Source organism: Arthrobacter sp. Y3221087 (genome assembly GCF_059089905.1).
On the sequence record NZ_JBNHFE010000001.1, the window covers coordinates 1,840,518 to 1,860,631 of the forward strand.

At 65.2% G+C, this 20,114-nt stretch carries 21 protein-coding genes and 1 tRNA gene; 11 read left to right on the forward strand and 11 right to left on the reverse strand.

Annotated elements, in window-relative coordinates; all coding sequences use genetic code 11:
- Positions 1–32: 32 nt before the first annotated feature.
- Positions 33–1,205, reverse strand: a complete 1,173-nt coding sequence (locus AC5RUO_RS08765) for a site-2 protease family protein (protein ID WP_494009174.1) — start codon at positions 1,203–1,205, stop codon at positions 33–35.
- On the reverse strand, positions 1,192–1,938 hold the full coding sequence (locus tag AC5RUO_RS08770; RefSeq protein WP_494103271.1) for an HAD family hydrolase: 747 nt from the start codon (positions 1,936–1,938) through the stop codon (positions 1,192–1,194). Before AC5RUO_RS08770 ends, AC5RUO_RS08765 begins: the two co-directional genes overlap by 14 nt.
- Before the next feature lie 150 nt (positions 1,939–2,088).
- On the opposite strand from AC5RUO_RS08770, the gene AC5RUO_RS08775 reads away from it, so the two are divergent.
- Entirely contained in the window at positions 2,089–2,994 is a 906-nt protein-coding gene (locus AC5RUO_RS08775) for a PAC2 family protein (RefSeq protein ID WP_494009172.1), read from the forward strand.
- Positions 2,995–3,084: 90 nt separating this feature from the next.
- Here the strand turns inward: AC5RUO_RS08775 and mshC are convergent, their stop codons facing one another.
- Together mshC and AC5RUO_RS08785 are read right to left on the reverse strand one after the other, a co-directional pair.
- A complete protein-coding gene (gene mshC / locus AC5RUO_RS08780; RefSeq protein ID WP_494103272.1) occupies positions 3,085–4,362 on the reverse strand; it encodes a cysteine--1-D-myo-inosityl 2-amino-2-deoxy-alpha-D-glucopyranoside ligase in 1,278 nt (425 codons plus the stop codon).
- A gap of 15 nt (positions 4,363–4,377) precedes the next feature.
- A complete protein-coding gene (locus AC5RUO_RS08785) occupies positions 4,378–5,211 on the reverse strand; it encodes an undecaprenyl-diphosphate phosphatase (protein WP_494009170.1) in 834 nt (277 codons plus the stop codon).
- A 52-nt stretch (positions 5,212–5,263) separates the two neighbouring features.
- On the opposite strand from AC5RUO_RS08785, the gene AC5RUO_RS08790 reads away from it, so the two are divergent.
- Positions 5,264–6,199 carry an aldo/keto reductase gene (locus AC5RUO_RS08790; RefSeq protein ID WP_494009169.1) on the forward strand — a complete coding sequence of 312 codons (936 nt, stop codon included), beginning with the start codon at positions 5,264–5,266 and terminating at the stop codon, positions 6,197–6,199.
- A gap of 27 nt (positions 6,200–6,226) precedes the next feature.
- Here the strand turns inward: AC5RUO_RS08790 and AC5RUO_RS08795 are convergent, their stop codons facing one another.
- Positions 6,227–6,490, reverse strand: a complete 264-nt coding sequence (locus AC5RUO_RS08795; protein WP_013600974.1) for a hypothetical protein — start codon at positions 6,488–6,490, stop codon at positions 6,227–6,229.
- A gap of 39 nt (positions 6,491–6,529) precedes the next feature.
- Here AC5RUO_RS08795 and AC5RUO_RS08800 point away from each other — a divergent pair, with 39 nt between their 5' ends.
- On the forward strand, positions 6,530–6,763 hold the full coding sequence (locus AC5RUO_RS08800) for a DUF5703 family protein (protein ID WP_494009168.1): 234 nt from the start codon (positions 6,530–6,532) through the stop codon (positions 6,761–6,763).
- A gap of 52 nt (positions 6,764–6,815) precedes the next feature.
- Here AC5RUO_RS08800 and AC5RUO_RS08805 read toward each other — a convergent pair whose 3' ends face one another.
- The gene (locus AC5RUO_RS08805) at positions 6,816–7,976 is read right to left on the reverse strand and encodes an acyl-CoA dehydrogenase family protein (RefSeq protein ID WP_494009167.1); all 1,161 of its coding nucleotides are present in this window, start codon (positions 7,974–7,976) and stop codon (positions 6,816–6,818) included.
- 12 nt (positions 7,977–7,988) lie between these two features.
- Complete coding sequence (locus AC5RUO_RS08810) at positions 7,989–9,293, reverse strand: M20/M25/M40 family metallo-hydrolase (RefSeq protein ID WP_494103273.1); 1,305 nt, start codon at positions 9,291–9,293, stop codon at positions 7,989–7,991.
- A gap of 170 nt (positions 9,294–9,463) precedes the next feature.
- Here AC5RUO_RS08810 and AC5RUO_RS08815 point away from each other — a divergent pair.
- The 3 genes from AC5RUO_RS08815 (at position 9,464) to AC5RUO_RS08825 (ending at position 10,477) form a co-directional block, all read left to right on the forward strand.
- Positions 9,464–9,546 (forward strand) — tRNA-Leu (locus tag AC5RUO_RS08815).
- Positions 9,547–9,760: 214 nt separating this feature from the next.
- Complete coding sequence (locus AC5RUO_RS08820; RefSeq protein WP_494009165.1) at positions 9,761–10,237, forward strand: hypothetical protein; 477 nt, start codon at positions 9,761–9,763, stop codon at positions 10,235–10,237.
- A 6-nt stretch (positions 10,238–10,243) separates the two neighbouring features.
- A complete protein-coding gene (locus tag AC5RUO_RS08825; RefSeq protein WP_494009164.1) occupies positions 10,244–10,477 on the forward strand; it encodes a hypothetical protein in 234 nt (77 codons plus the stop codon).
- Between the two features lie 122 nt (positions 10,478–10,599).
- Here the strand turns inward: AC5RUO_RS08825 and AC5RUO_RS08830 are convergent, their stop codons facing one another.
- The gene (locus AC5RUO_RS08830; protein ID WP_494103274.1) at positions 10,600–11,451 is read right to left on the reverse strand and encodes a phosphotransferase family protein; all 852 of its coding nucleotides are present in this window, start codon (positions 11,449–11,451) and stop codon (positions 10,600–10,602) included.
- A gap of 1,158 nt (positions 11,452–12,609) precedes the next feature.
- Complete coding sequence (locus tag AC5RUO_RS08835; protein WP_494009162.1) at positions 12,610–13,110, reverse strand: DUF805 domain-containing protein; 501 nt, start codon at positions 13,108–13,110, stop codon at positions 12,610–12,612.
- 146 nt (positions 13,111–13,256) lie between these two features.
- Here AC5RUO_RS08835 and AC5RUO_RS08840 point away from each other — a divergent pair, with 146 nt between their 5' ends.
- Positions 13,257–13,940: an SGNH/GDSL hydrolase family protein gene (locus tag AC5RUO_RS08840; protein WP_494103275.1), complete on the forward strand. Its 684-nt coding sequence runs from the start codon at positions 13,257–13,259 to the stop codon at positions 13,938–13,940.
- A 305-nt stretch (positions 13,941–14,245) separates the two neighbouring features.
- Here AC5RUO_RS08840 and AC5RUO_RS08845 read toward each other — a convergent pair whose 3' ends face one another.
- Together AC5RUO_RS08845 and AC5RUO_RS08850 are read right to left on the reverse strand one after the other, a co-directional pair.
- Complete coding sequence (locus AC5RUO_RS08845; protein ID WP_494103276.1) at positions 14,246–15,211, reverse strand: glycosyltransferase family 9 protein; 966 nt, start codon at positions 15,209–15,211, stop codon at positions 14,246–14,248.
- Entirely contained in the window at positions 15,208–16,350 is a 1,143-nt protein-coding gene (locus AC5RUO_RS08850; protein WP_494103277.1) for a glycosyltransferase family 9 protein, read from the reverse strand. Before AC5RUO_RS08850 ends, AC5RUO_RS08845 begins: the two co-directional genes overlap by 4 nt.
- Positions 16,351–16,559: 209 nt before the next feature.
- Here AC5RUO_RS08850 and AC5RUO_RS08855 point away from each other — a divergent pair, with 209 nt between their 5' ends.
- The 4 genes from AC5RUO_RS08855 to AC5RUO_RS08870 all read left to right on the forward strand — a co-directional run bounded on the left by AC5RUO_RS08855 (position 16,560) and on the right by AC5RUO_RS08870 (position 19,971).
- Positions 16,560–16,862 (forward strand): DUF4193 domain-containing protein, encoded by a 303-nt coding sequence (locus AC5RUO_RS08855; protein ID WP_009358564.1) that lies wholly within the window; start codon positions 16,560–16,562, stop codon positions 16,860–16,862.
- Positions 16,863–17,000: 138 nt separating this feature from the next.
- A complete protein-coding gene (locus AC5RUO_RS08860) occupies positions 17,001–17,729 on the forward strand; it encodes a M50 family metallopeptidase (RefSeq protein WP_494103278.1) in 729 nt (242 codons plus the stop codon).
- Positions 17,730–17,738: 9 nt separating this feature from the next.
- A complete protein-coding gene (locus AC5RUO_RS08865) occupies positions 17,739–18,830 on the forward strand; it encodes a glutathione S-transferase family protein (RefSeq protein ID WP_494103279.1) in 1,092 nt (363 codons plus the stop codon).
- Between the two features lie 31 nt (positions 18,831–18,861).
- A complete protein-coding gene (locus AC5RUO_RS08870) occupies positions 18,862–19,971 on the forward strand; it encodes a serine hydrolase domain-containing protein (protein WP_494103280.1) in 1,110 nt (369 codons plus the stop codon).
- The last annotated feature ends 143 nt before the right edge of the window (positions 19,972–20,114 follow it).

Consider the following 20,114-nt stretch of genomic DNA (forward strand, 5'->3'; position numbering starts at 1 on the left):
TCTGCGGCGGCGATGCACACCGGCAGGTAACTCTACCGGTTCTGGCCCTGCGGGCGCCTATCGGGCCGCGGCCGCTTCCCGGTGATGGCTGTCAGCACCGCCTCCTGCGAGAGCAGGCCGGTGACCCTGCCGTTATGGTCGATCACGGCGTAGTGGTGCCCTGCCACCTGGGACAGGAAGGTGATGAGCTCCTGTCCTTTCGCCCATTCCGGGACGTAGGCGCCGGGGGCCAGCGCAAAGGAGACTGCTGTAACGGGGGTGGAAGGGGCGGCAGCAGGCGGAACGGCAGCCAGTGCCGTGGCATCCACCACAGCCTGGGGCCGGCCGTCAGGTCCGTACACCACCACGAAGCTTTGTCCCGCGGCCCCGTGGCGCAGTGCGTCCTGGACCGTCGCGGTAGCGGGAAGTCCGACGGCGGGGCTCGCCAGGGCCTGCGCGCTGACCAGTGGCAGCCGGCTGCGGAGCGTGCCCTGCTGGATTGAAGCGGAGGCGCCCATCCACAGGAACCCTCCCACCAGGACGGTGATCAGGACCAGGCTGAATTCAGGTTCTTCGCCGGCGAGCAGGGGGCGGAGAAGGAACCAGTACGCAATGGCGATCACGATGATGCGGCCGCCCCAGCCGGCGGCGATGGTTCCCTTGGCTTGGCTTCCGGTGGCTTTCCAGACTGCAGACTCCACCAGCCGGCCGCCGTCGAGCGGCAGCCCGGGCAGCACGTTGAAAACGGCGATCAGGAAGTTGGCCCACATGAAAATGTTGATGAGGATATCCGCCACACTGCCCAGCGTCGCAGAGGAAAGCAGCAGCCAGGCGCCGCCGGCCAGCACAAAGTTGGCTGCAGGCCCGGCCAGGGCCACCAGCACCGACCTTCCCGGCGAAGCGGTGAAGCTTTCGAACTGGGTGTGGCCGCCCCAGAGGTTAAGGACAATCTTCTGCGTGGGCCAGCCGTAGATCCTGGCCGTCAGGGCGTGGGCCAGTTCGTGGACAAGCACGGAAATCAGGAGCAGGACTGCGTAGGCGAACGCAATGATGTAGGCGCTGGCGCCGAGGGCGGGGTTGCTGCGGCCAAGGACCGGGCCGTAAGCGATCACTGTGAAGGCGGCGATGACGAACCACGAGTAGGCGAGCACCACGGGCACGCCGGCGATCCTGCCGAGCGGGATGCCTTCGCGGCGCACTGGAGTGGGGGTCTCAGTCACGGGCATGTCCGACGGCGGAGGCCGGCTCCCCTGCGCTGCCCGCGGCAAGGGCCTGGCTTGCTGGCAGGAGGGCCTCCAGGTCAGGCAGGGACCGGCCGGAAAGGGAGTCCCACACCGTATAGCGGCTGTCCTCCGGCAGCGGAACAATGTGGGGTATTGCCACTGTGGGCACCCCAGAGGCAACGGCTGCTGCCACGCCCGGCGCCGAGTCCTCGAGCGCCACGCAATGCTGGATGCCCAGGTCCGGGTCGCGTTCCTGCAGCCGCTCTACGGCCGTGAGGTAGGCCTCGGGGTGGGGTTTTCCCCGGGACACGGTATCGCCGGTCACGAGGAATTCGAAGTACGGGCGGGGCAGGCTTTCCACCACCTGCCGCGCGAGGGGGCCCTCGGACATGGTGACCAGGGCGCACCGGACCCCGGCCTGGTGAAGCTCCTCAAGGAGTTCCCTTGCACCGGGCCGCCAGGGTACCTGCTGCCGTACGCTGCTGATGACCGTGGAGGTAAGGCTGTCGATGATCTCGCGGATCCCCATCCGGACCCCGGCCTCCTGGAGGAGCCCCGCCGAAAACGTGAGGGACTGACCCACCAGCTGCATGGCCTGTTCATGGGACCATGAGCCGCCATGGGCTTCCACGAGTGCGCGCTCCGCGGCGATCCAGTAGGGCTCGGTGTCCACGATGGTCCCGTCCATATCCCAGAGGACGGCTTTGAGCGGGGAACTGGAGGCAAGCGATCGCATGTGCCCAGTCTACGGGGACTTGCTGGGCGGACCCTGTGGGCTTACGCCCTTGGCCGAATCCGGGATGGTTCCCGGCCGCTGGATGTGTATCCGGTGATTTGCGGCGCTTCAGTCATGCGCGGGGAAGCACCTTGGACGTAGGGTGAAGAAATGAATAGCTTCGAGGGAGACACCGACGCACCGGGTGCCGGACCCGAGCGGGAACGGTTCCTGCAGCCCGTGGCTGACGGGGAACGCGTAACCGTGATGCTTGCCGCCTTTGAAGGCTGGAACGACGCCGGGGAGGCGGCCAGCGATTCGCTGCGCTACCTGAACAAGCTGTGGGGTGGCAAGAAGGTGGCGTCCATAGACGCCGATGAGTATTACGACTTCCAGTTCACCCGCCCTACGGTCCGCAGGAATGCCGCCGGCGAACGCAAGATCAAGTGGCCCTCCACCCGTATCTACAAGGCAAGCGCACCCAACTCCAATGTGGACGTTATCTTCGTCCAGGGTACGGAGCCGTCCTATAAATGGCGCGCCTACACGGCCGAGTTGCTGGTGCATGCGGAAGCGCTGAACGTTGACTATGTGGTGCTGGTGGGTGCCTTGCTGGCGGACGTCCCGCACAGCCGGCCCATCCCGGTCAGCACGTCCTCGGACGATGCGCCGCTGCGGGAACGCATGAACCTTGAAGCCTCGCAGTACGAAGGTCCGGTGGGCATTGTGGGCGTTCTGGCCGAGGTGGCGCTCCTGGCGGGCATTCCCACCGTTTCGCTGTGGGCCGCCGTACCGCACTATGTGGCGCAGGCGCCGTCACCCAAGGCACAGCTGGCCCTCCTGCACCGGATCGAGGAACTGCTCCAGGTGCCGCTGGATACGCACGAGCTGGCAGAGGAAGCGGATGCCTGGGAGCGGGGCGTGGACGAACTTGCCACCGAAGACCCCGAGATCGCAGCGTATGTCCGTCAGCTGGAGGAAGCGAAGGACACCGCGGACCTGCCGGAAGCAACCGGGGAATCCATTGCCCGCGAGTTCGAGCGCTACCTGAAGAGACGGGGCCAGGACAGGCCCTGACCCCGTATAACGCGATACAAAGGGACTTGACGGGAAAAACGTTCCCGTCAAGTCCCTTTGCTGGTAAGCCCCGGAATCCTGTGTGAAGGCCTAGAGCCGGATGCCCAGGAGGGCGTCCACCGCATCCTTCACGAGGTCCCGGTCGGCGGGGCTGGCGGCAGCACCGCCGTCGTTCGCCTCGCGTGCCCACCGCGACACTGCGGCAACGGCCGCCGGTGCGTCAAGGTCAGCGGCCAGCGCAGCCCGCATGTCGGAGATCAGCGGTTCGGCGGAACCTGACGGGGCGTGCTCGAGGGCCCGGCGCCAGGCCGCGAGGTCGGCTTTCGCAGCGCCAAAGCTTTCGTCAGTCCAGGACCAGTCGGAGCGGTAGTGGTGGGCCAGGATGGCGAGCCGGATGGCGCCGGGGTCCTCCCCTGCGGCCCGCAGCTTGGAAACCAGCACCAGGTTGCCCTTGGACTTGCTCATTTTCTCACCGTCGAGCCCCACCATGCCCGCATGCGCGAAGTGCCTGGCCAGCGGCACACCCGCGAGCGAGAACGCGTGGCCGGCGCCCATTTCGTGGTGCGGGAAGATCAGGTCAGAGCCGCCGCCCTGGACGGTGAACGGGGACGGCAGGTACTTCTGCGCGATCACTGTGCATTCGATGTGCCAGCCGGGCCGGCCCGCGCCGAGGCTGCCGCCGGGCCAGCTCGGCTCGCCGTCGCGTGCCACGCGCCACAGCAGCGGGTCAAGGGCCTGGCGCTTTCCTGCACGGCCGGGATCGCCGCCGCGTTCCGCGAAAAGCTCCAGCATTTCGCTCTCCGGCAGTCCCGAAATGCTGCCCAGGCTCCATGCTCCCGGTGCCACAGACTGCTTGCCGGCCGCTTCGACGTCGTAATAGACGTCACCATCCGGCTCCCCGTTGGTGCCTTCAACCGTGTAGGCCAGGCCGAGGCTGACCAGCCGCTCCACCTCGGGCACGATCAGTCCAATGGATTCAACCGCACCCACGTAATGGTCCGGGGAGAGGACGTTGAGCGCCTCCATGTCTGTCTGGAACAGCTCGATCTGGCTGGCGGCGAGGTCCCGCCAGTCCACTCCGGTGGCCGTGGCCCGTTCCAGCAGCGGATCGTCGACGTCGGTCACGTTCTGGACGTAGGAGACGTCCTTGCCAGAATCGCGCCACGCCCTGTTGAGCAGGTCGAAGGCCACGTAGCTGGCTGCGTGGCCCATGTGCGTGGCGTCGTAAGGGGTGATGCCGCAGACGTACATGGACGGCCGGGCCTCAGGCTCAAGCTCCACCTCGCGGCCTGCCGCAGTATCGAACAACCGGATGGCAGGCATGCTTCCGGGCAGGGCAGGAACGGGGCGGGAAGACCAGGATTTCACACACCAAGCCTAGTGCTAGGCGCTGATGACTCCGAAACCGAGCAGCAGGTACAGGCCCAGGCCCAGCAATATGCGGTACCAGACGAACAGGCGGTAGCTGCGGGTGGAGACGAATTTCAGGAACCAGCCGATGATGATGTAGCCCACCACGAAGGCGATGGCCGTCGCCAGGGCCGTTTCAGGCAGTCCGTAGGGTCCGGTGATGCCCTCCTTGGAGACCACCTTGTATAGCTGGTAGAGCCCGCTGCCGAATACTGCGGGGATGGCGAGAAGGAAGGAGTAGCGCGCCGCGGCCTCACGGGTATATCCCATGAGCAGGCCGACCGTGATGGTGCCGCCGGACCGGGAGACGCCGGGAATCAGTGCCATGGCCTGCGCGAATCCGTAGAGGATGCCGTGCTTGTAGGTGAGGTGGTTGAGGTCGCGCTTCTGCTTCCCGACCGCGTCAGCGATGGCCAGGAAGAGGCCGAAGACGATGAGCATGGTGGCCACGATCCACATGCTGCGCAGCACCGACTCGATCTGATCCTGGAACAGCAGGCCGAGCACGATGATGGGAAGGCTGCCCAGGATGACCAGCCAGCCCATCCGGGCGTCGGGATCCTGCCGGGACACTTGTCCACGCAGAGAACCTGCCCAGGCTTTGACGATCCGGACGATGTCCCGCCAGAAATACACCAGCACGGCCGTTTCGGTACCCAGTTGGGTGATGGCGGTAAAGGCTGCTCCCGGGTCAGCGGCGTTGGGAAGGAATTGACCCACGATCCGCAGATGCGCACTAGAAGAAATTGGAAGAAATTCGGTCAGTCCCTGCACTAGGCCCAGCAGGGCCACCTCAAACCAGTTCACGCTAAGACCCTACGGCATGGGTACGGGTGGTTCTGCCCGTAAGCTTGCTGCTATGCAGCAGCGTTACGTCGGCAACAGTGGATTGCGTGTTTCAGCCATCTCGCTCGGCACCATGGACTGGGCCGGCGAGACCGACGAACAGGACGCTTCCGAGCTGCTGCGCACCTTCCTCAACGCCGGCGGGCGGCACGTGGATACGGCAGCCTCCTACTCCGAAGGACGCGCCGAAGCCATGCTGGGTTCGCTGCTGGGCGACGTGGTGGCCCGGACCGAGGTCACCATCTCCACCAAGGCGGGAATGACGACGCCGGATGGCCGTCGCGCCGTCGATACCTCCCGTAACGCGATGCTCACCGGGCTGGAGGCCAGCCTGGCCAGGCTCGGCACCGATTACGTGGACATCTGGTTCGCCCAGGCCTGGGACGGAAACGTTCCCTTGGAGGAAACCCTGTCTGCCCTGGAGTTTGCGGTCCGGACAGGCAGGGCCCGGTACGCGGGTGTGTCCAATTTCACCGGCTGGCAGGCGGCGAAGGCGGCGGCTGTTGCGGGCTTCCCGCTGGTGGCGGTGCAGGCGGAATATTCGTTCGTCCAGCGGAAGCCGGAAGCCGAGCTCATTCCGGCCGTGGAGGATGCCGGCCTGGGCCTGATGGCCTGGGCTCCGCTGGGCCGCGGCGTTCTGACCGGAAAGTACCGCGGCAGCATTCCGTCCGGGTCGCGGGGCGCTTCCGCTTCCGGGGCGGCGTATGTGGAGCCGTACCTGGCAGAGCAGCCGTCCCGGACGGTAGAAGCGGTCTGCATGGCGGCAAAAGGGCTGGGCAGGTCACCGCAGGATGTGGCGCTTAGCTGGCTGCTATCGCAGCATGGCGTGTCCACCGCGATCGTGGGCGCACGGACACCCGTGCAGCTGAAGGAAATACTAGAGGCGCAATTGGCGCCGCTGCCGCCTGAAATTGCCCTGGCCTTGGAGGACGTGTCCGCGGCGCGGTAGCTTCAGTCCGATCCGCTGTCCCGGGAGTTACTCCTCGACGATCTCCAGATCCTCGTCGTCCACGTCGCTCTCCTCGTCCTCTTCGTCCTCGTCATCAAAGACCTGCAGCGGGGTTACTTCGTTGTAGGCCTCGTACAGTGCATCTTCATAAACTTCAAAGGCGTCTGCCACTGCGAAAAATGCTGCCTCAACGGACGGATCACCATCTCCGCGGCGGTTGGATGCTGCTATAAGGTGTTCTTCCAAAGCGGTGGTCAGGGACGAAAGCGCGACACGCGGATCGATGCTCATGACTTCACGTTAGCCGGAAAAGGACGAAAATGGAGAGCAATGAAGGAACAATTTCTCACCAGCTCGGTCCAGCGGGAACGGGACTATTTGAGGCAGTACGAGTACCTCGTACTGACGGTGAGTCCCGACGATTCGCTTCATGACGCACGGCGCCGCCTGGTGGAACACTCCGAGTACGGCAAGTGGGAACTGGAACGCAGCAAGCTGTATGTGGGCGGCGGCCGGCGGTTCTGGCTCCGCCGCAAGGTGTTGCAGGTCCAGCGGACCGTCTAGCTATTCACTCGTCCAGCGGACCGTCTAGGTATTCATCCGTCCAGCGGACCGTCTAGTTCTCGAGTGGCCCCAGCCAGGCGTTCGCCACCGTGTTGTGGGCCGATTCGTCGTCGGACGGGTGGAACATGCCGGCGAGGACATCCCGGTAGAGCCGCTCAAGTTCGGAACCACGAAAATAGCTGGATCCGCCGCTGACCCGGATCGCCAGGTCCACCACCCGCCGGGCCGTCTCGGTCGCATTGACCTTTAGCCCCACCAGCTTCGGGAACCACTGGGCGCCATGGTCGGCAACGGTGTCCACGTCGGCGGCCACCGATTTCAAATGCGGGTAAAGGTTGTCCATGGCCATTGCTGCCTCGGCAACCTTCCAGCGGATGTCCGGATCCTGGGCGTAACTCCGGCCGCCGTTCTTGAATGAGGTGCGGCGAGTAACTGTTTCGACGCCCACAGCCAGCGCCCGCTCCCCCAGTCCCGTGTAGACGGCGGCCAGCAGCGTTTCAAAGCAGGCAAAGATGGCGAAGACCAGGGGATCCGGGTTGGGCCCGACGGGGAGCTTGCGGAAGATCCGTTCCGCCGGGACCTGCACGCCCTCGAGGACAGTGGTGGCGGACTGGCTGGCACGCATGCCCAGGGTGTCCCAGTCATCGAGGATGCGGTAGCCGGCCGTCTCGCGGGTGATGAACCCGTGGACGAGTTCGCCGTCGCCGCCCCTTGCCTCCGGATCCTTTCCGAAAATCCCCAGCCGCGTCCAGGCCGGTGACAGGCTGGTGAAGATCTTCGTGCCCGTGAATGAGTAACCACCATCCGGAAGAGGAGTAGCTTCGGTGCGGGAATCGAAAAGGACCGCGTCGTTTCCAGCCTCGGAATTGCCGAATGCGAAGACCTCGCCCTCTGCCGCTTCCTTGAGGACGAACTCCAGCGAGCTGTCCCCGCGGCTCTTCAGAACATAGGCGACGCCGGTCCATACCAGATGCATATTCACGGCCAGGGCGGTGGCCGGGGCAGCCGTTGCGAGCCTCCGCTGGCACTGCGCCGCCGCTTCCAGGCCAAAGCCCACGCCGCCGTCGGACGCGGGGACAAACAACTTCAGGTAACCTGCGGCAGCAAGCTCCTGCAGGTCCTCGTGGAAAAAGCTGTTGTCCCGGTCGTAGCCGGCCGCCCTGTTGCGGATCCGTTCCAGGAGGGAGTCCGGCAGCACGTCTTCAGGCGTCATGGGCTTCCTTGGTCAGTAGTTGGTGAGCAGGGTGTTGAGGACCCTGGCGCCGAACTTGAGCGAGTCCGCGGGAACGCGCTCATCGACGCCGTGGAACATGCCGGTGAAGTCGAGTTCATCCGGGAGCATCAGGGGTGCGAAGCCGTAGCCGGTGATGCCCAGCCTGCTGAGGGACTTGTTGTCCGTGCCACCGGACAGGGTGTAGGGCAGTACCTTGGCTCCGGGGTCTTCGGAGTGGAGGGCGTCGATCATCGCGTCCACAAGGTTCCCGGCGAAGGGCACCTCAAGGGAAACATCCTGGTGGACGTAGCTGACATCGACGCCGGTTCCGGCCAGTTCGCGGACGATCTCCAGGACCTGCTCCTGCTGGCCGGGCAGGGTCCGGCAGTCTATGAGGGCTTCTGCCGATTCTGGGATGACATTGTGCTTGTAGCCACCCTTGAGCAGGGTGGGGTTGGTGGTGTTCTGGAGGGTGGCGCCCACGAAACGTGACACCGTGCCCAGCTGGTCAAGCAGGCGGTCCGGATTGTCGGCGTCGAACTCCACTCCCGTGAGTTCGGTCACGCCGTCAAGGAACTGGCGCGTGGTGGACGTCAGTTCGATGGGCCACTTGTACTCGCCGATGCGGGTGACGGCCGCGGCCAGGCGGGTGACGGCGTTGTCCGTGCTGATCTGGGAGCCGTGGCCGGCGCGGCCGTGCGCCACGAGGCGGAGCCAGGAGATGCCCTTTTCCGCCGTCTGCAGGAGGTAGGTGCGCTGGCCGCCTATAGTGGCGGAGAACCCGCCCACCTCCGAGATCGCTTCCGTGGCCCCCTCGAAGAGTTCGGGGCGCTTGTCCACAGCGTAGCGGGCGCCCAGGGCCCCGCCTGCTTCCTCATCGGCGAAGAAGGCGAAGATGATGTCCCGCTTGGGCTTCTTTCCTGTCCGGGCGAAGCTGCGCAGGACGGAAAGGATCATGGCGTCCATGTCCTTCATGTCGACGGCGCCGCGTCCCCAGATCAGCCCGTCCTTCAGTTCGGCACCGAACGGGTCCACAGACCACTGGTCGCGAAGGGCGGGGACGACGTCCAGGTGGCCGTGCACCACCAGGGCGCTGGCGGACGGATCCTCGCCTGCCAGGCGGGTCACCACGTTCGCCCTGCCCGGGGCGGACTCGAAGATTTCTGCGTCCAGGCCCACTTCCTCGATCAGCCCGGCGGCGTATTCAGCGGCCGCCCGCTCCCCCGGCCCGGACCCGTCCCCGTAGTTCGAGGTATCGATCCGGATGAGTTCCTGGCAGATCCGGACAACTTCATCCTCGGGCAGGACGTCAGGCATTGAGAGCTCCTCGTTAGGGAATGACTGGCTGGCACGGGCGGAAACCGCTGCCCTCAGCCTACCCATATGGCCCGATTCGTTGTTCCCGGAAAGTCGTGTTAGAGTTTTTCTCGCTGCTTCGGAGAGGCGCGAAACACCGGAAGGTGTGAACGGCTCCCGGAATACCACCTGCGCGGGTGGCGGAATGGCAGACGCGCTAGCTTGAGGTGCTAGTCCTCGAAAGGGGGTGGGGGTTCAAGTCCCCCTCCGCGCACAAAGGGAAGCCCCGGAAAATCAAAGATTTTCCGGGGCTTTTTCGTGCCCTCACCCATACCCTCTCGGGCAGGGTGTGTTGGATACGACATTGCCGCAGGTCCCCGTCCTCCGAGTGCGCGTTTGCCGCTCTCCTGCCGGGGAGTAGCTGGAGAGTGACCGCGGCACGGGCGCCAAAGCACCGGATCCGCTCATGCCACACCTAAGCTGGTCCAGTGGATCCGACTCCCTCCCCCAGCCCCGTCCAAGTCATAGTGGACACCGGTCCGGCTGAGTGGTGGCAGATTCTGGCGGCCCTGGGTCCGCTGGCCGTGCTGCTTGGTGCCCTGCTTGCCGCTTTCATCGGGTGGAACACCCTCCGGCAGCGGACCACGGCCGACGAGAAGGCCCTCGCGCAGAAACGGGAGGCTGACAACCGGGCAGAATGGTGGAAGCGTACGCAGTGGGCGATCGACAGCTCGATGTCCGACGAGCCTGACCGGGCGAAGCTGGGGCTTCGGGTGATGTCGGTTCTGGCCGAGAGCACCCTTGCGGGGCCGGAGGAACTGCAGATCATCACGTCCGCGTGGGTGGACCCGCTGGAAGTAGCGGAGCAAACCCGGGCGGAATTGCGTCAGCAGGCGCGTCCGGGCAGGGTGGACGACGGGCCGGAACCGGGCGACAATGAATCAACAACCAAGGATGAGGTGTAGGAGGCGATGAGCATGATGACCGCCCCGGAATCAGACCGCGACCATGACTCAAACGGCGCCGCGGTGAAAGAACCCAAGCATGCCGCTGGCTCCCCGAAACTCTCCCACCGGCCCGCGTCCTATGACCGCGGTGTGCAGATTGCGGCCGCTCAGTTGAGGCTCGTGACTGACCGTCGGCTCGGAAGAACCACTCCGGAGTGGATCAAGGAACTCGCCCGGGAAGAACCGCAGGCGTCATAACACGAACTTTCCACACGGAAGAGCCAGCTCCACCGCGAACGGGGGCTGGCTCTTCTTGTTGCGGAGTCTGCTACGTCAACATTTGAGTGGAACCCGGCCAGGGCGGCCAACAGCTGTCCCCTTCAAAACAGCTGTAGTGCCTCCTGCAACATCCGGTGGCCCTGGGACTCAAAGCGCTCGTCGCCGATCAGGTATGCCCAAACGGCCGTGCCTACAGCTTCACGCAGCAGGTCAATCCGCCAGACAACGTTGTGCCGGGGGTCGTCACCGTACCCGTCGATAAAAGCTGCTTCGAGGCCCGGGCAATGCTGCCACTGCTGGACCGCCAGCCTGCAAAAGTCAGTGGCTGCAGGACGGAAATCGAAGCGACCGAAGTCTATGGCCCTGACCTCCGCTCCATCGCTGAGCCAGTTCCGGGGCTGCCAGTCCCCGTGCGTTGGCACCACTGCCCTGCAGCCCGGCCGGTACTCTGCAAGGCGCCGCCGGACTTCGCACTCCACCTCTGGTTCGATACGGTGTTCCCGGTCCAGCCAACTCAAGGCCTTAGCCGTGGCCGCGGGATCGTATTCCTCGTCAGCCCGCGAGTCCTGGCTATGTAGTGTCTTCAAAATCTTGCCAGCCTGTGCGTGCGTATCCCCGTCCAGTTCAAGTCCGGTGCCCCCGACCAGTTTCCCGTCCAGGTACTCAAGAACCAGAAGGTTCAGCTCCCGGCTGGAGTACAGCAGCCGCGCCGCCCGGCCCTGGCTGACCAGAGGCCCCGTGTAGGAGGAGTGGGCCGTGATTTCCCGGCCAATATGGTGATTGTCCTGCCCTGCAGCTTTGACGATGACATCCGTGTCGCCGTCGCGTACGTGCAGTACGGTGGTGTCCACCTGGCCCCATGACAGGTCAGCGATGAGCTCAGGCGAGCCGTGCCGGGAGCTGACCAATTCTGCCTGCTGCCGTGACAACCGCCCGGCACCCCATCGCCCCATGCGTCGGACCCTACCAACATGTCGCCGGGAAGCGCAGGTGGTTGTTTTGAACAACCTGCGTGCCCACCATGGAAACGTGGACATGAAGCACAGCCGGCACAGACCTGCGTTTGCGCTCTGCCTGCTGAGCCTGATTTGCGGCACTGCGGGGTGCGTCTATGACTACCCCGAACCCTTGGAGCCAACTGCTTCCGGACCGCCGGTTACGCCAACAGCTGGCAGCCCGTCTCAAACAACCACCCTCGAGCCTTACAGCGATTCGCAGATCCTGGAGCAGGAGGCCCAAAACTACGCTGAGCTGTACCGGCTCCTTAGGGCATCGCCGGGTCCAGTCCTCCTGTTTGAGGTAGGGCCACTGGACGGACCTGTCAGGGGCTTCGGCGCGACGGCTGCGGTGACTGCCTCTGGGCAGTACACCGTCACAGCAGCCTGCGTCGGCGCCTCCGGGGCGAAGGTCTCGGTGGGCCAGGAGCATCCGGGGGCCCCTTTTCGGCCGGTGGAACTCGCGCTGGACTGCACCGGAACCACTTCCGAAGTTATGGCCCTTCAACAGGGGTCCGTGTTTGCTCATCTGGTGTTGCCCGGCCCGGGAGATACGCCGTGGACAGGGGCAGTGGGCGGCGTCCGTGTGACTGGGGCGGGTTGACGCGTCTAACGCTCCCTCTGTGCGTACTCCCCGTCGTCCTTGGACTCGGGCCGGTATCGGTGGCCCGTGGCAGCGCAAAAATCATGATCGGATAACACCCGTCGAGCTGCCATTACGTGTCCGTAACCCTTGGCGCCGGAGCAGCTTTCAGTGGCACACCTGCTCCTACACTGAGCCATGGATACGATCACTGGTGTGGCCCTGATTATCGGTGCCGCCTTGGCCTGGATAGGCATGACGGTTTTCGTGATCCTGAGGCTGCGGCGCCGCCGGAATGGGTCGACGCTCGTGGCCTCCGCTCCCCGGTCTGCTGACAGCGGGAGCCTGCACTACAGGCCCTGGCGGCGCGTCCGTCCAGCGACGACGCGAATTTCCCCGCGGCGCCACCACAGACTGCGCCTGAAAAAAGTCCGGTGATGGCCCTTTCCGCTCTCCGCCGCAAACCCCACAGTTTGCTGGCAGCAAAAAGCCCGCCTCCAGGGAAGCGGGCTTCTTGCTGCTTAGGCCGGGGGCTAATAGCCAACCGGCCGGTCGAAGCGCTGGCCGGCAGGGTTGGACGGCAGGATCGCCATAACGATCAGGGCCAGTGCGCCGAGGAATGGCACCAGAATCAGCAGGGCTAGCCAGCCGCTCAAGTTGGCATCATGCAGTCGGCGGACCAGCAGGGCGATGGACGGAACAATGACGGCCAGCCCCCATACGATCAACAGGATACTGCCCACGAGCGCTCCGGGGCCGGGAACCGGCGTGCCATCGGCTGTCACCGTGGATCCGGCAGCGCCGGCCACGGAAGTGATGATGTTCAGGACGACGCCTACGGCAAAGGCAACAAGTGCCCACCACCAGTATTCGCTCCGGCTGGCCCGGCCGGAAAAGGTGGCGTACTTCTTGAAAAAGCGCCGGACGGCTACGGGCAGCGTGGCCCCGTAGTAGGGCGCCCACAGCGGCGGCTCCCCAGCCGTGCCGGGCTGGTAGGACTGTTGGTGCTGGCTCGGGTATTGCGGATAGCTCATGGTTTCCCCCGGAACTTGTTGAGTGATGAGACCAGCCCATCCTAGGACCACCCCGCACCCAAAGTCCTTTCGATGGATGAACTTCACTAAATATTTCCCCGGCTTTATCGCTGGTAAGTGCCGCCCGCCCGCGGCACCATGGGCAGATGAAGGAGATGACGACGACGGATGCCATTCCCGGCCACGTGGTCCTGCTGGGTGATTCCATCTTTGACAATGCCGCCTACGTTGACGGAGGCCCCGACATCGTTAACCAGCTGAGGCAGGAACTGCCGTCCTGGCGGTGCTCGCTGTTGGCCCTCGACGGCGACACGATAGCGGGCGTCCACCGGCAGCTCCGGGCGCTGCCCGGGGACGCAACCCATCTCGTGGTCAGTGCCGGCGGGAACGATGCCCTTGGCTATGCCCCATTGCTGGAGGAGAAGGCCCCCTCGGTTGCAGGGGCGCTCGCAATGCTGGCACGGGCACAGGAAAGGTTCGCCGCGGAATACGACGCCATGTTCAAACAGTTAGCGGCAACCGGCCTGCCCTGCGCTGCCTGCACCATTTATGACACGCCCCCATCCGGACCAGACCATCCGGTCCTCAAGGCAGCTTTGTGCCTTTTCAATGATCCGATTACCAGGGTGGCCTTCTCCCGGCAGGCAACCCTGATTGACCTCCGCCTGATCTGCAGTGAAGACGGGGATTACGCGAACCCGATCGAACCCTCGTCACAGGGCGGGCTCAAGATCGCCAAGGCCGTCGCTGAGTTCGCGCGAATGCGGCAGCAAAGCGCGAACTCAGTTGTGGTGCTGGGGCGGCCGCAACAGCGGTACCCGCTGCACTAATGGGGTCTTAATCTCCGCGGGCGCCTGCCCCGTTCCCCCGGGTCTGCACCGGATACTGCCGGACGGTACTGAACCCGGCGGTGCTCTATGCGCTCCGCGCGCTTTTGCTGCCGGCGCGCCTTGCGCTCCGAACGGTCGATGGCCGAAAGGATGCTCAGCGTCACCGTGACCCACAACAACGCTGCCAAAAACACCAAGCCAATTTCCATCTCAGTGCCCATGCTTAATTTTAGGCTGCCGGGCTCCCGCCGGCGGGGCTGCGGCGACAATTTATGAGCCGTCCCGCCGATCAGGGTAATCACCACCTAGAACAGGCCCAACTCCCGAACGGCAGCCAGAACGTCCGGGACCTTGATCGCCAGCAAAGCAGGGTCCGGCTCCGCTGAGAACGTGTCACCCCGCCGCAAATCCGCACGCGTCAGGACAATATGCGGGCCCGGCGGCGGCCCCCAGATTTCAGGCGGCGCGGGCCCGAACAGCACCACAGAGGGGGTGCCGTACGCCGAGGCCAGGTGCGCGGCTCCCGTATCCGCAGAGATCACCAGGCGTGCCGCGGCAATCGTCGCCGCGAACTCCCCCAGCGAAAGTTCACCGGCCAGCACAGCCCCGGGCGGGAGGCCGGCCCGGCGGCACACGTCCACGGCCCTGTCCTTCTCCCCGCTGCCCCCCGTAAAGACGACCTTGTGGCCAGCTTCCACCAGGATGGCGGCAACCGCAGCGAAACGCTCAGACGGCCACAGCCGGCTGCCGTAGGCTGCCCCGACGTGCAGGACCGTGGCGCCGGGAACGGGGCTCGGGACGTGCGGCGGGTGCAGCCCTACATCCAACGGGTCCGCGTCGATGCCATGCCACTCCAGGAGCCGGACCCAGCGTTCCCGTTCATGCAGTTCCGCGCGCCACGGCGGCCCCTCCCGGTCCGGGCTGCGATGCCCGATGGTCCGCCGGGCCTTGAGGGCGTCGATCCGTCCCTGGCTTTCTGGACCGCTTCCGTGCAGATTGACCGCAACATCCACCACTCCCGCTTCCATGGCAAGCGGCTCGTCAAGGCCGTGGGTGGGCAGCAGTTCGTAACCGCCCACCAGCCCCAAAGCTTCCGAAAGCCACCCCTGCGCCGCATACCGCAGCCTGTGTTCGGGATACGCCCGCCGGAGCGCCTTCAGCGCCGGGACAGCAACCAGGAGGTCACCCAGCTTCAGGGCACGCAGGACCAAAAGCTCCGGTTTTCCATCGATGACGTCGCTGCCACGTTCAAGGTTCTGCCCCACGCTCATGCGCCCTGCCTGACTGCTGCCGTTGCCATCAGGCTCCGTACATCCTCGTACACATCACGCACCGGGACGCCTGCAACAATGGAGTCGTTGTGCACGCAGCGCGGGGCGGTCCAGCCGACCTGCGTGACATCGATGCCGCAGGTCGGGCACGTGGTCACCCAGGCGGCATGGATCCGGTGCAGGCTTCGGCCCAGTGCCCCTGCATTAATAACGTTCCCTGCCCAGAAGATCCCTACCGTTGGCACGCCGAGGGCCTGGGCAAGGTGGCGCGGGCCGCTGTCATTTCCGACCACCACGGCGGCTTCCGCCATCAGGGACACTAACCCGGCCATGTCCAGTGCCCCGGCCAGCGAGGTGACGGCGGCCGATGCCGCCTGTTCCGCAATCTGCTCCGCCAGTTCCTGCTCGCTCTTGTCCCCGACGATCACCACCCGGCAGCCGTCGGCCGCGCAGGCGCCGGCAAGTTCGGCGAACTGCCCAATCGGCCAACGACGGCGGGGATCAGTCGCGCCGGGATGGATCACCACGAGGGGCTGGCCGCCGTCGTCCGTTCCGTTATAGTCGCCGCGCAACTTTGCGTGAGGTTCGAGGCGGGCCTCGAGGTCAACCGGGAACGCGCCGGCGAACCCCGCCACCTCCACCGCCCGCAGGGGTTCGTGCTGGTAGTAGAGGTATGGAACAGTCCGTTCCAGGCTGGCGGCGTCGGGCGTCCGGGTACCCACCGTGTGACGGGCTCCGAGCCGGAGCAGGAAAGGGTTTGAATATCTGCCCCCGCCGTGCACCTGGACGGCGAGATCGAAGTGCCGGGCCCGCATGTCCGCAAAAAAAGCCTCCAGCGCTTCCGGGTCTTCATCACCGGGACGGACTCCCTCTGAATACGGGAGTATGCACACCTCGTCCACCGGACTTTTCACTGCCGCGAGCAGCGACTTATGGATTGGTGAGCCCAAGAGGGTCAAGGTGGCATCCGGATATGCCGCCTTCAGGGCGGCCATGGCCGGGATGGCGAAGATCAAGTCGCCCAAACCGCCGCCCCGCAACACAGCGATCCTGGACACGGAATCGAACTTTTCCAGCACCGGGCCGACTCCTACGCCAACCTGCCCGGCACCACCGAACTCTGCAGTGAGCTGCTCCACATACGCCCCTTCGATTCGGGCGGAGATCGCGCCGCTTGCCGCGGGCCTCCGCTGCCTGCGCGGCCATGCCACCCGCCGGGTGTGATGGCCGCCTCCCCTGAACCCGTACCCAGGCGGGGGCAAATATACTCCGCCTATTGGGGAATAGCCGTCCGATGCTGTACGTTTCATACGCGACAGGCGAACCAAAGAAAAGAGAAGCACCCAAAGTGGCAACCGATTACGATGAACTGCGCTCCGACGTCAAGGAATCGCAGGACAACTCCCTCGAGCAGCTCCAGTCAGCAAATGCTCCCGACGCGCGCAGCGTCGTCCTTGAGCTGGATGAAGCTGACGGGCTCGACGGCGCCGGCGTTCCCGGTGGCGAATTCGTCGCCGAGGAGCTCGTGGTACAGGTCATTCCGCAGGCTGACGACGAGTTCACCTGCTACTCCTGCTTCCTTGTCCGCCACCGGTCGCAGATTGCCCGCCAGAAGGATGGGCACAGCTACTGCACCGAGTGCGAGGGCTAGGAAGACAGGCCAGACGCGGCGCTGCGGATTAGTCCGTGGCCCCGCCGGCTCGAATGGCACGCTGCCCGGCAGCGTGCCTTTCCGCTTTTAAGCCGCCTTCAAGGCAACGTCCAGCAGCCGCTAGTACTGTAGGCGGCTATGGAATTGTGGCAAACCCTGGTCGTCTCGCTCCGCCGTACGGAGGTTCCGGCCATTACCTTCCAGGAGCTCCTGCTGGTGCTGCTCGTGGCAACGGCGCTCTCCATTCCCCGGCGCTCCTGGCGGTACTTCGGCCTGCTGGCAACAGCGGTCCACGAGCTGGGCCACGCCTTCGCCGCAGTCACCAGCGGGCAACGGCTGTCCGGCATCAGGCTTCGGCTCGACCATTCCGGAACCACCACCAGCTACAGCCGGAGCAGGGCCGCGGCGGCCTGGTCCTGCTTCTGGGGTTACCCCGTGCCCGCCATCGTCGGCGCCGGATTCGTGATCGCCGGTTTCAGCGGGTGGGGACCGGCAGCGATTGCGGCCAGCATCCTTGTCCTGGCGGCATCCATGCTCTTCCTCCGGAACGTGGCGGGATTCCTTGTCACCGCCCTTGCCATTGCCTGTGCGCTGGCCCTCATCCTGCTGGTGCCGGACGCTTTCGTGGGCCATGTCGCCGTCGTCCTGGGCGTGGCCATGCTGGTGGCAGCCGTCAGGGACCTTTTCAAACTGGCAAACGTCCACCTCCGCCGCAGGGACCGGCTGGGGACGTCCGACGCCTACCTCCTGTACCGCGCCACCGCCGTGCCGTCCGCTGTATGGATTGCCCTGTTCGCCGTTCTTGTGGCCGTCTCCTGGTTGGCCGCCTGGCAGCCCATCTCCCTGATCCTTGCCAGGGGCGCTTAGGCTAGTGCCATGAGCCAGGAAACGGACAGCATCCAGCAGGCCGCCAGCGGCACGACGGCGGACCACAGCACCCGCGGCGCGTACGTGACCGGGGGTGCCGAATTCACCCGGGATACCAACTACATCGAGGACCGGATCACCCGGGACGCCAGGCCCGGGGACAACGGAGAGCCGGGCTGGCCAGTGGAAGCGGGGCGTTACCGCCTCATTGCAGCGCGGGCATGCCCCTGGGCCAACAGGACTGTGATCGTCCGGCGCTTGCTGGGCCTGGAAGACGCCATTTCCCTGGGACAGCCTGGCCCCACCCATGACGCACGTTCCTGGACGTTCGACCTCGACACGGGCGGCGTGGATCCCGTCCTGGGGATCGAACGGCTCCAGGAAGCATATTTTAAGCGTTTCCCGGGATATCCCCGCGGCATCACGGTCCCCGCGATCGTGGACGTCGCGAGCGGAGAGGTGGTCACGAACAATTTCCCACAAATCACCCTCGATTTTTCCACTGAGTGGACCGAATTCCACCGGCCAGGGGCGCCAAGGCTCTACCCGGGAAATTTGCGCGAAGAGATCGACCAGGTCAATAAGAGGGTGTTCACCGAGGTGAACAACGGGGTCTACCGGTGTGGCTTTGCCGGGTCCCAGGAGGCCTACGACTCAGCCTACGAGCGTTTGTGGGCCGCCCTGGACTGGCTGGAGGACCGGCTGTCCCGCCAGCGCTACCTGGTGGGAGACACCATCACTGAAGCAGACGTCCGGCTTTTCACCACGCTGGCGCGCTTCGACGCCGTCTATCACGGCCACTTCAAATGCAACCGCCAGAAGCTCACCGAAATGCCCGCGCTCTGGGCTTATGCAAGGGATCTGTTCCAGACGCCCGGCTTCGGGGACACCACCGACTTCGTGCAGATCAAGCAGCACTATTACATCGTCCATGAAGACATCAACCCCACCGGGATCGTCCCTGCCGGTCCCGACCTTGGCGGATGGCTCGAAGAGCACGGCCGCGAGGCACTGGGCGGCCGGCCTTTCGGGGACGGGACTCCCCCGGGCCCCGTCAGGAAGGGTGAGGAAGTGGCAGCAGGACACGGAGCCAGCCACTAGAAGGAAAGCGTTTTCTGGATAGACTGTCCGGGTGCAGACACCCCACGGCTTCGTAGCGCCCGGTTTTGACAACGTCCTGGACCTGTTCGAGTCCTTCCTCGCCGAGGATCCCGGCTACAGCGCCCAGGTTGCTGCCTATCATCACGGGACGCGCGTTGTAGACATCACCGGCGGCCCCGACATGAGCCCGGATACCCTCACCGGGGCATACTCCTGTTCCAAAGGCGTGGCAGCGATGGTCGTGGCCCTGCTGGTACAGGACGGACTCCTTGACCTGGACAGCACCGTGGCCAGCTACTGGCCCGAGTTCGCTGCACATGGCAAGGACCGGCTGCTGGTCCGCGAGGCCCTGTCCCACCAGGCGGGGCTGATGGGCATTGAGGGAGGAGTCGGCCTGGACGAGTTCACCACGCCTGCTGCTGCGGCACGGCTGGCAGCGGCCAAACCCACCTGGCAGCCGGGACGCCAGTTCGGCTACCACGCCCTGACCATCGGGATCCTCATGGAGGAGCTCTGCCGGCGTGCGGCGGGCGAATCGCTGCAAAGCCTCTATGAGCGCCGGATCCGCAAGCCGGAGAACGTCGACTTCTTCCTGGGCCTGCCGGCAGACCTGGAACCGCGCTACCGTGACGTCCTCTACCAGGAACCGGCCGGGCAACCCTGGCTCGATCCACTCAGTTTGGATGGCCTGAACAGCAACGCTCCGGTCAGCACCATCATGGAGCTCCCCAACATCCGCAGCGTCCGCGCGGCAGGAATGTCAGCAGCCGGCGGCGTAGGATCGGCCGAAGGCCTCGCCAGGCTCTATGCTGCCGCCACCACCGGCGCGGAGGGCGAACCGCCGTTCCTCACTTCCGAAACAATTGACCTGGTGGCGGAGGAACAGGTGTGGGGGCTCGATCGCTCCTCGGGGCTGGACAACGCCTTCGCCGTCGTCTTCATGAAGCCGCACCCCTCCCGGAACTTCGGCAGCCACCGCGCTTTCGGTCATGAAGGGGCCAACGCCGCGTTGGGTTTTGCCGACCCGGCCTACTCCTTGTCCTTCGGCTACATCCCCCGCCGGCAGGAGGACGGACGCACGCCTGGAAAGGCCCACCGGCTCGCTGCAGAGGTACGCCGTTCGGCGGCTGCATTGTCCTAGGAGTACCTCGGCAGCCCACCTTTCGCGTGCTTTTCCGGGCCTGACCAGCGGCTTTGGACGCTCCCGGAATGCGCCATAGTGTGGAACGGATGGGTAATACTCAAGTACGGCAGCAAGTCAGGTGGGCCAGGGGAACCCGTCTT

Coding starts and splice junctions, on each gene's coding strand:
- AC5RUO_RS08795 (WP_013600974.1), bottom strand. CDS start 6,490: ATGAGCATCGATCCGCGTGTCGCGCTTTCGTCCCTGACCACCGCTTTG.
- AC5RUO_RS08825 (WP_494009164.1), top strand. CDS start 10,244: ATGAGCATGATGACCGCCCCGGAATCAGACCGCGACCATGACTCAAAC.
- AC5RUO_RS08845 (WP_494103276.1), bottom strand. CDS start 15,211: ATGAGCGTGGGGCAGAACCTTGAACGTGGCAGCGACGTCATCGATGGA.
- AC5RUO_RS08765 (WP_494009174.1), bottom strand. CDS start 1,205: ATGCCCGTGACTGAGACCCCCACTCCAGTGCGCCGCGAAGGCATCCCG.
- AC5RUO_RS08775 (WP_494009172.1), top strand. CDS start 2,089: ATGAATAGCTTCGAGGGAGACACCGACGCACCGGGTGCCGGACCCGAG.
- AC5RUO_RS08800 (WP_494009168.1), top strand. CDS start 6,530: ATGAAGGAACAATTTCTCACCAGCTCGGTCCAGCGGGAACGGGACTAT.
- AC5RUO_RS08830 (WP_494103274.1), bottom strand. CDS start 11,451: ATGGGGCGATGGGGTGCCGGGCGGTTGTCACGGCAGCAGGCAGAATTG.
- AC5RUO_RS08805 (WP_494009167.1), bottom strand. CDS start 7,976: ATGACGCCTGAAGACGTGCTGCCGGACTCCCTCCTGGAACGGATCCGC.
- AC5RUO_RS08810 (WP_494103273.1), bottom strand. CDS start 9,293: ATGCCTGACGTCCTGCCCGAGGATGAAGTTGTCCGGATCTGCCAGGAA.
- AC5RUO_RS08770 (WP_494103271.1), bottom strand. CDS start 1,938: ATGCGATCGCTTGCCTCCAGTTCCCCGCTCAAAGCCGTCCTCTGGGAT.
- AC5RUO_RS08790 (WP_494009169.1), top strand. CDS start 5,264: ATGCAGCAGCGTTACGTCGGCAACAGTGGATTGCGTGTTTCAGCCATC.
- AC5RUO_RS08860 (WP_494103278.1), top strand. CDS start 17,001: ATGGAATTGTGGCAAACCCTGGTCGTCTCGCTCCGCCGTACGGAGGTT.
- AC5RUO_RS08840 (WP_494103275.1), top strand. CDS start 13,257: ATGAAGGAGATGACGACGACGGATGCCATTCCCGGCCACGTGGTCCTG.
- AC5RUO_RS08865 (WP_494103279.1), top strand. CDS start 17,739: ATGAGCCAGGAAACGGACAGCATCCAGCAGGCCGCCAGCGGCACGACG.
- AC5RUO_RS08835 (WP_494009162.1), bottom strand. CDS start 13,110: ATGAGCTATCCGCAATACCCGAGCCAGCACCAACAGTCCTACCAGCCC.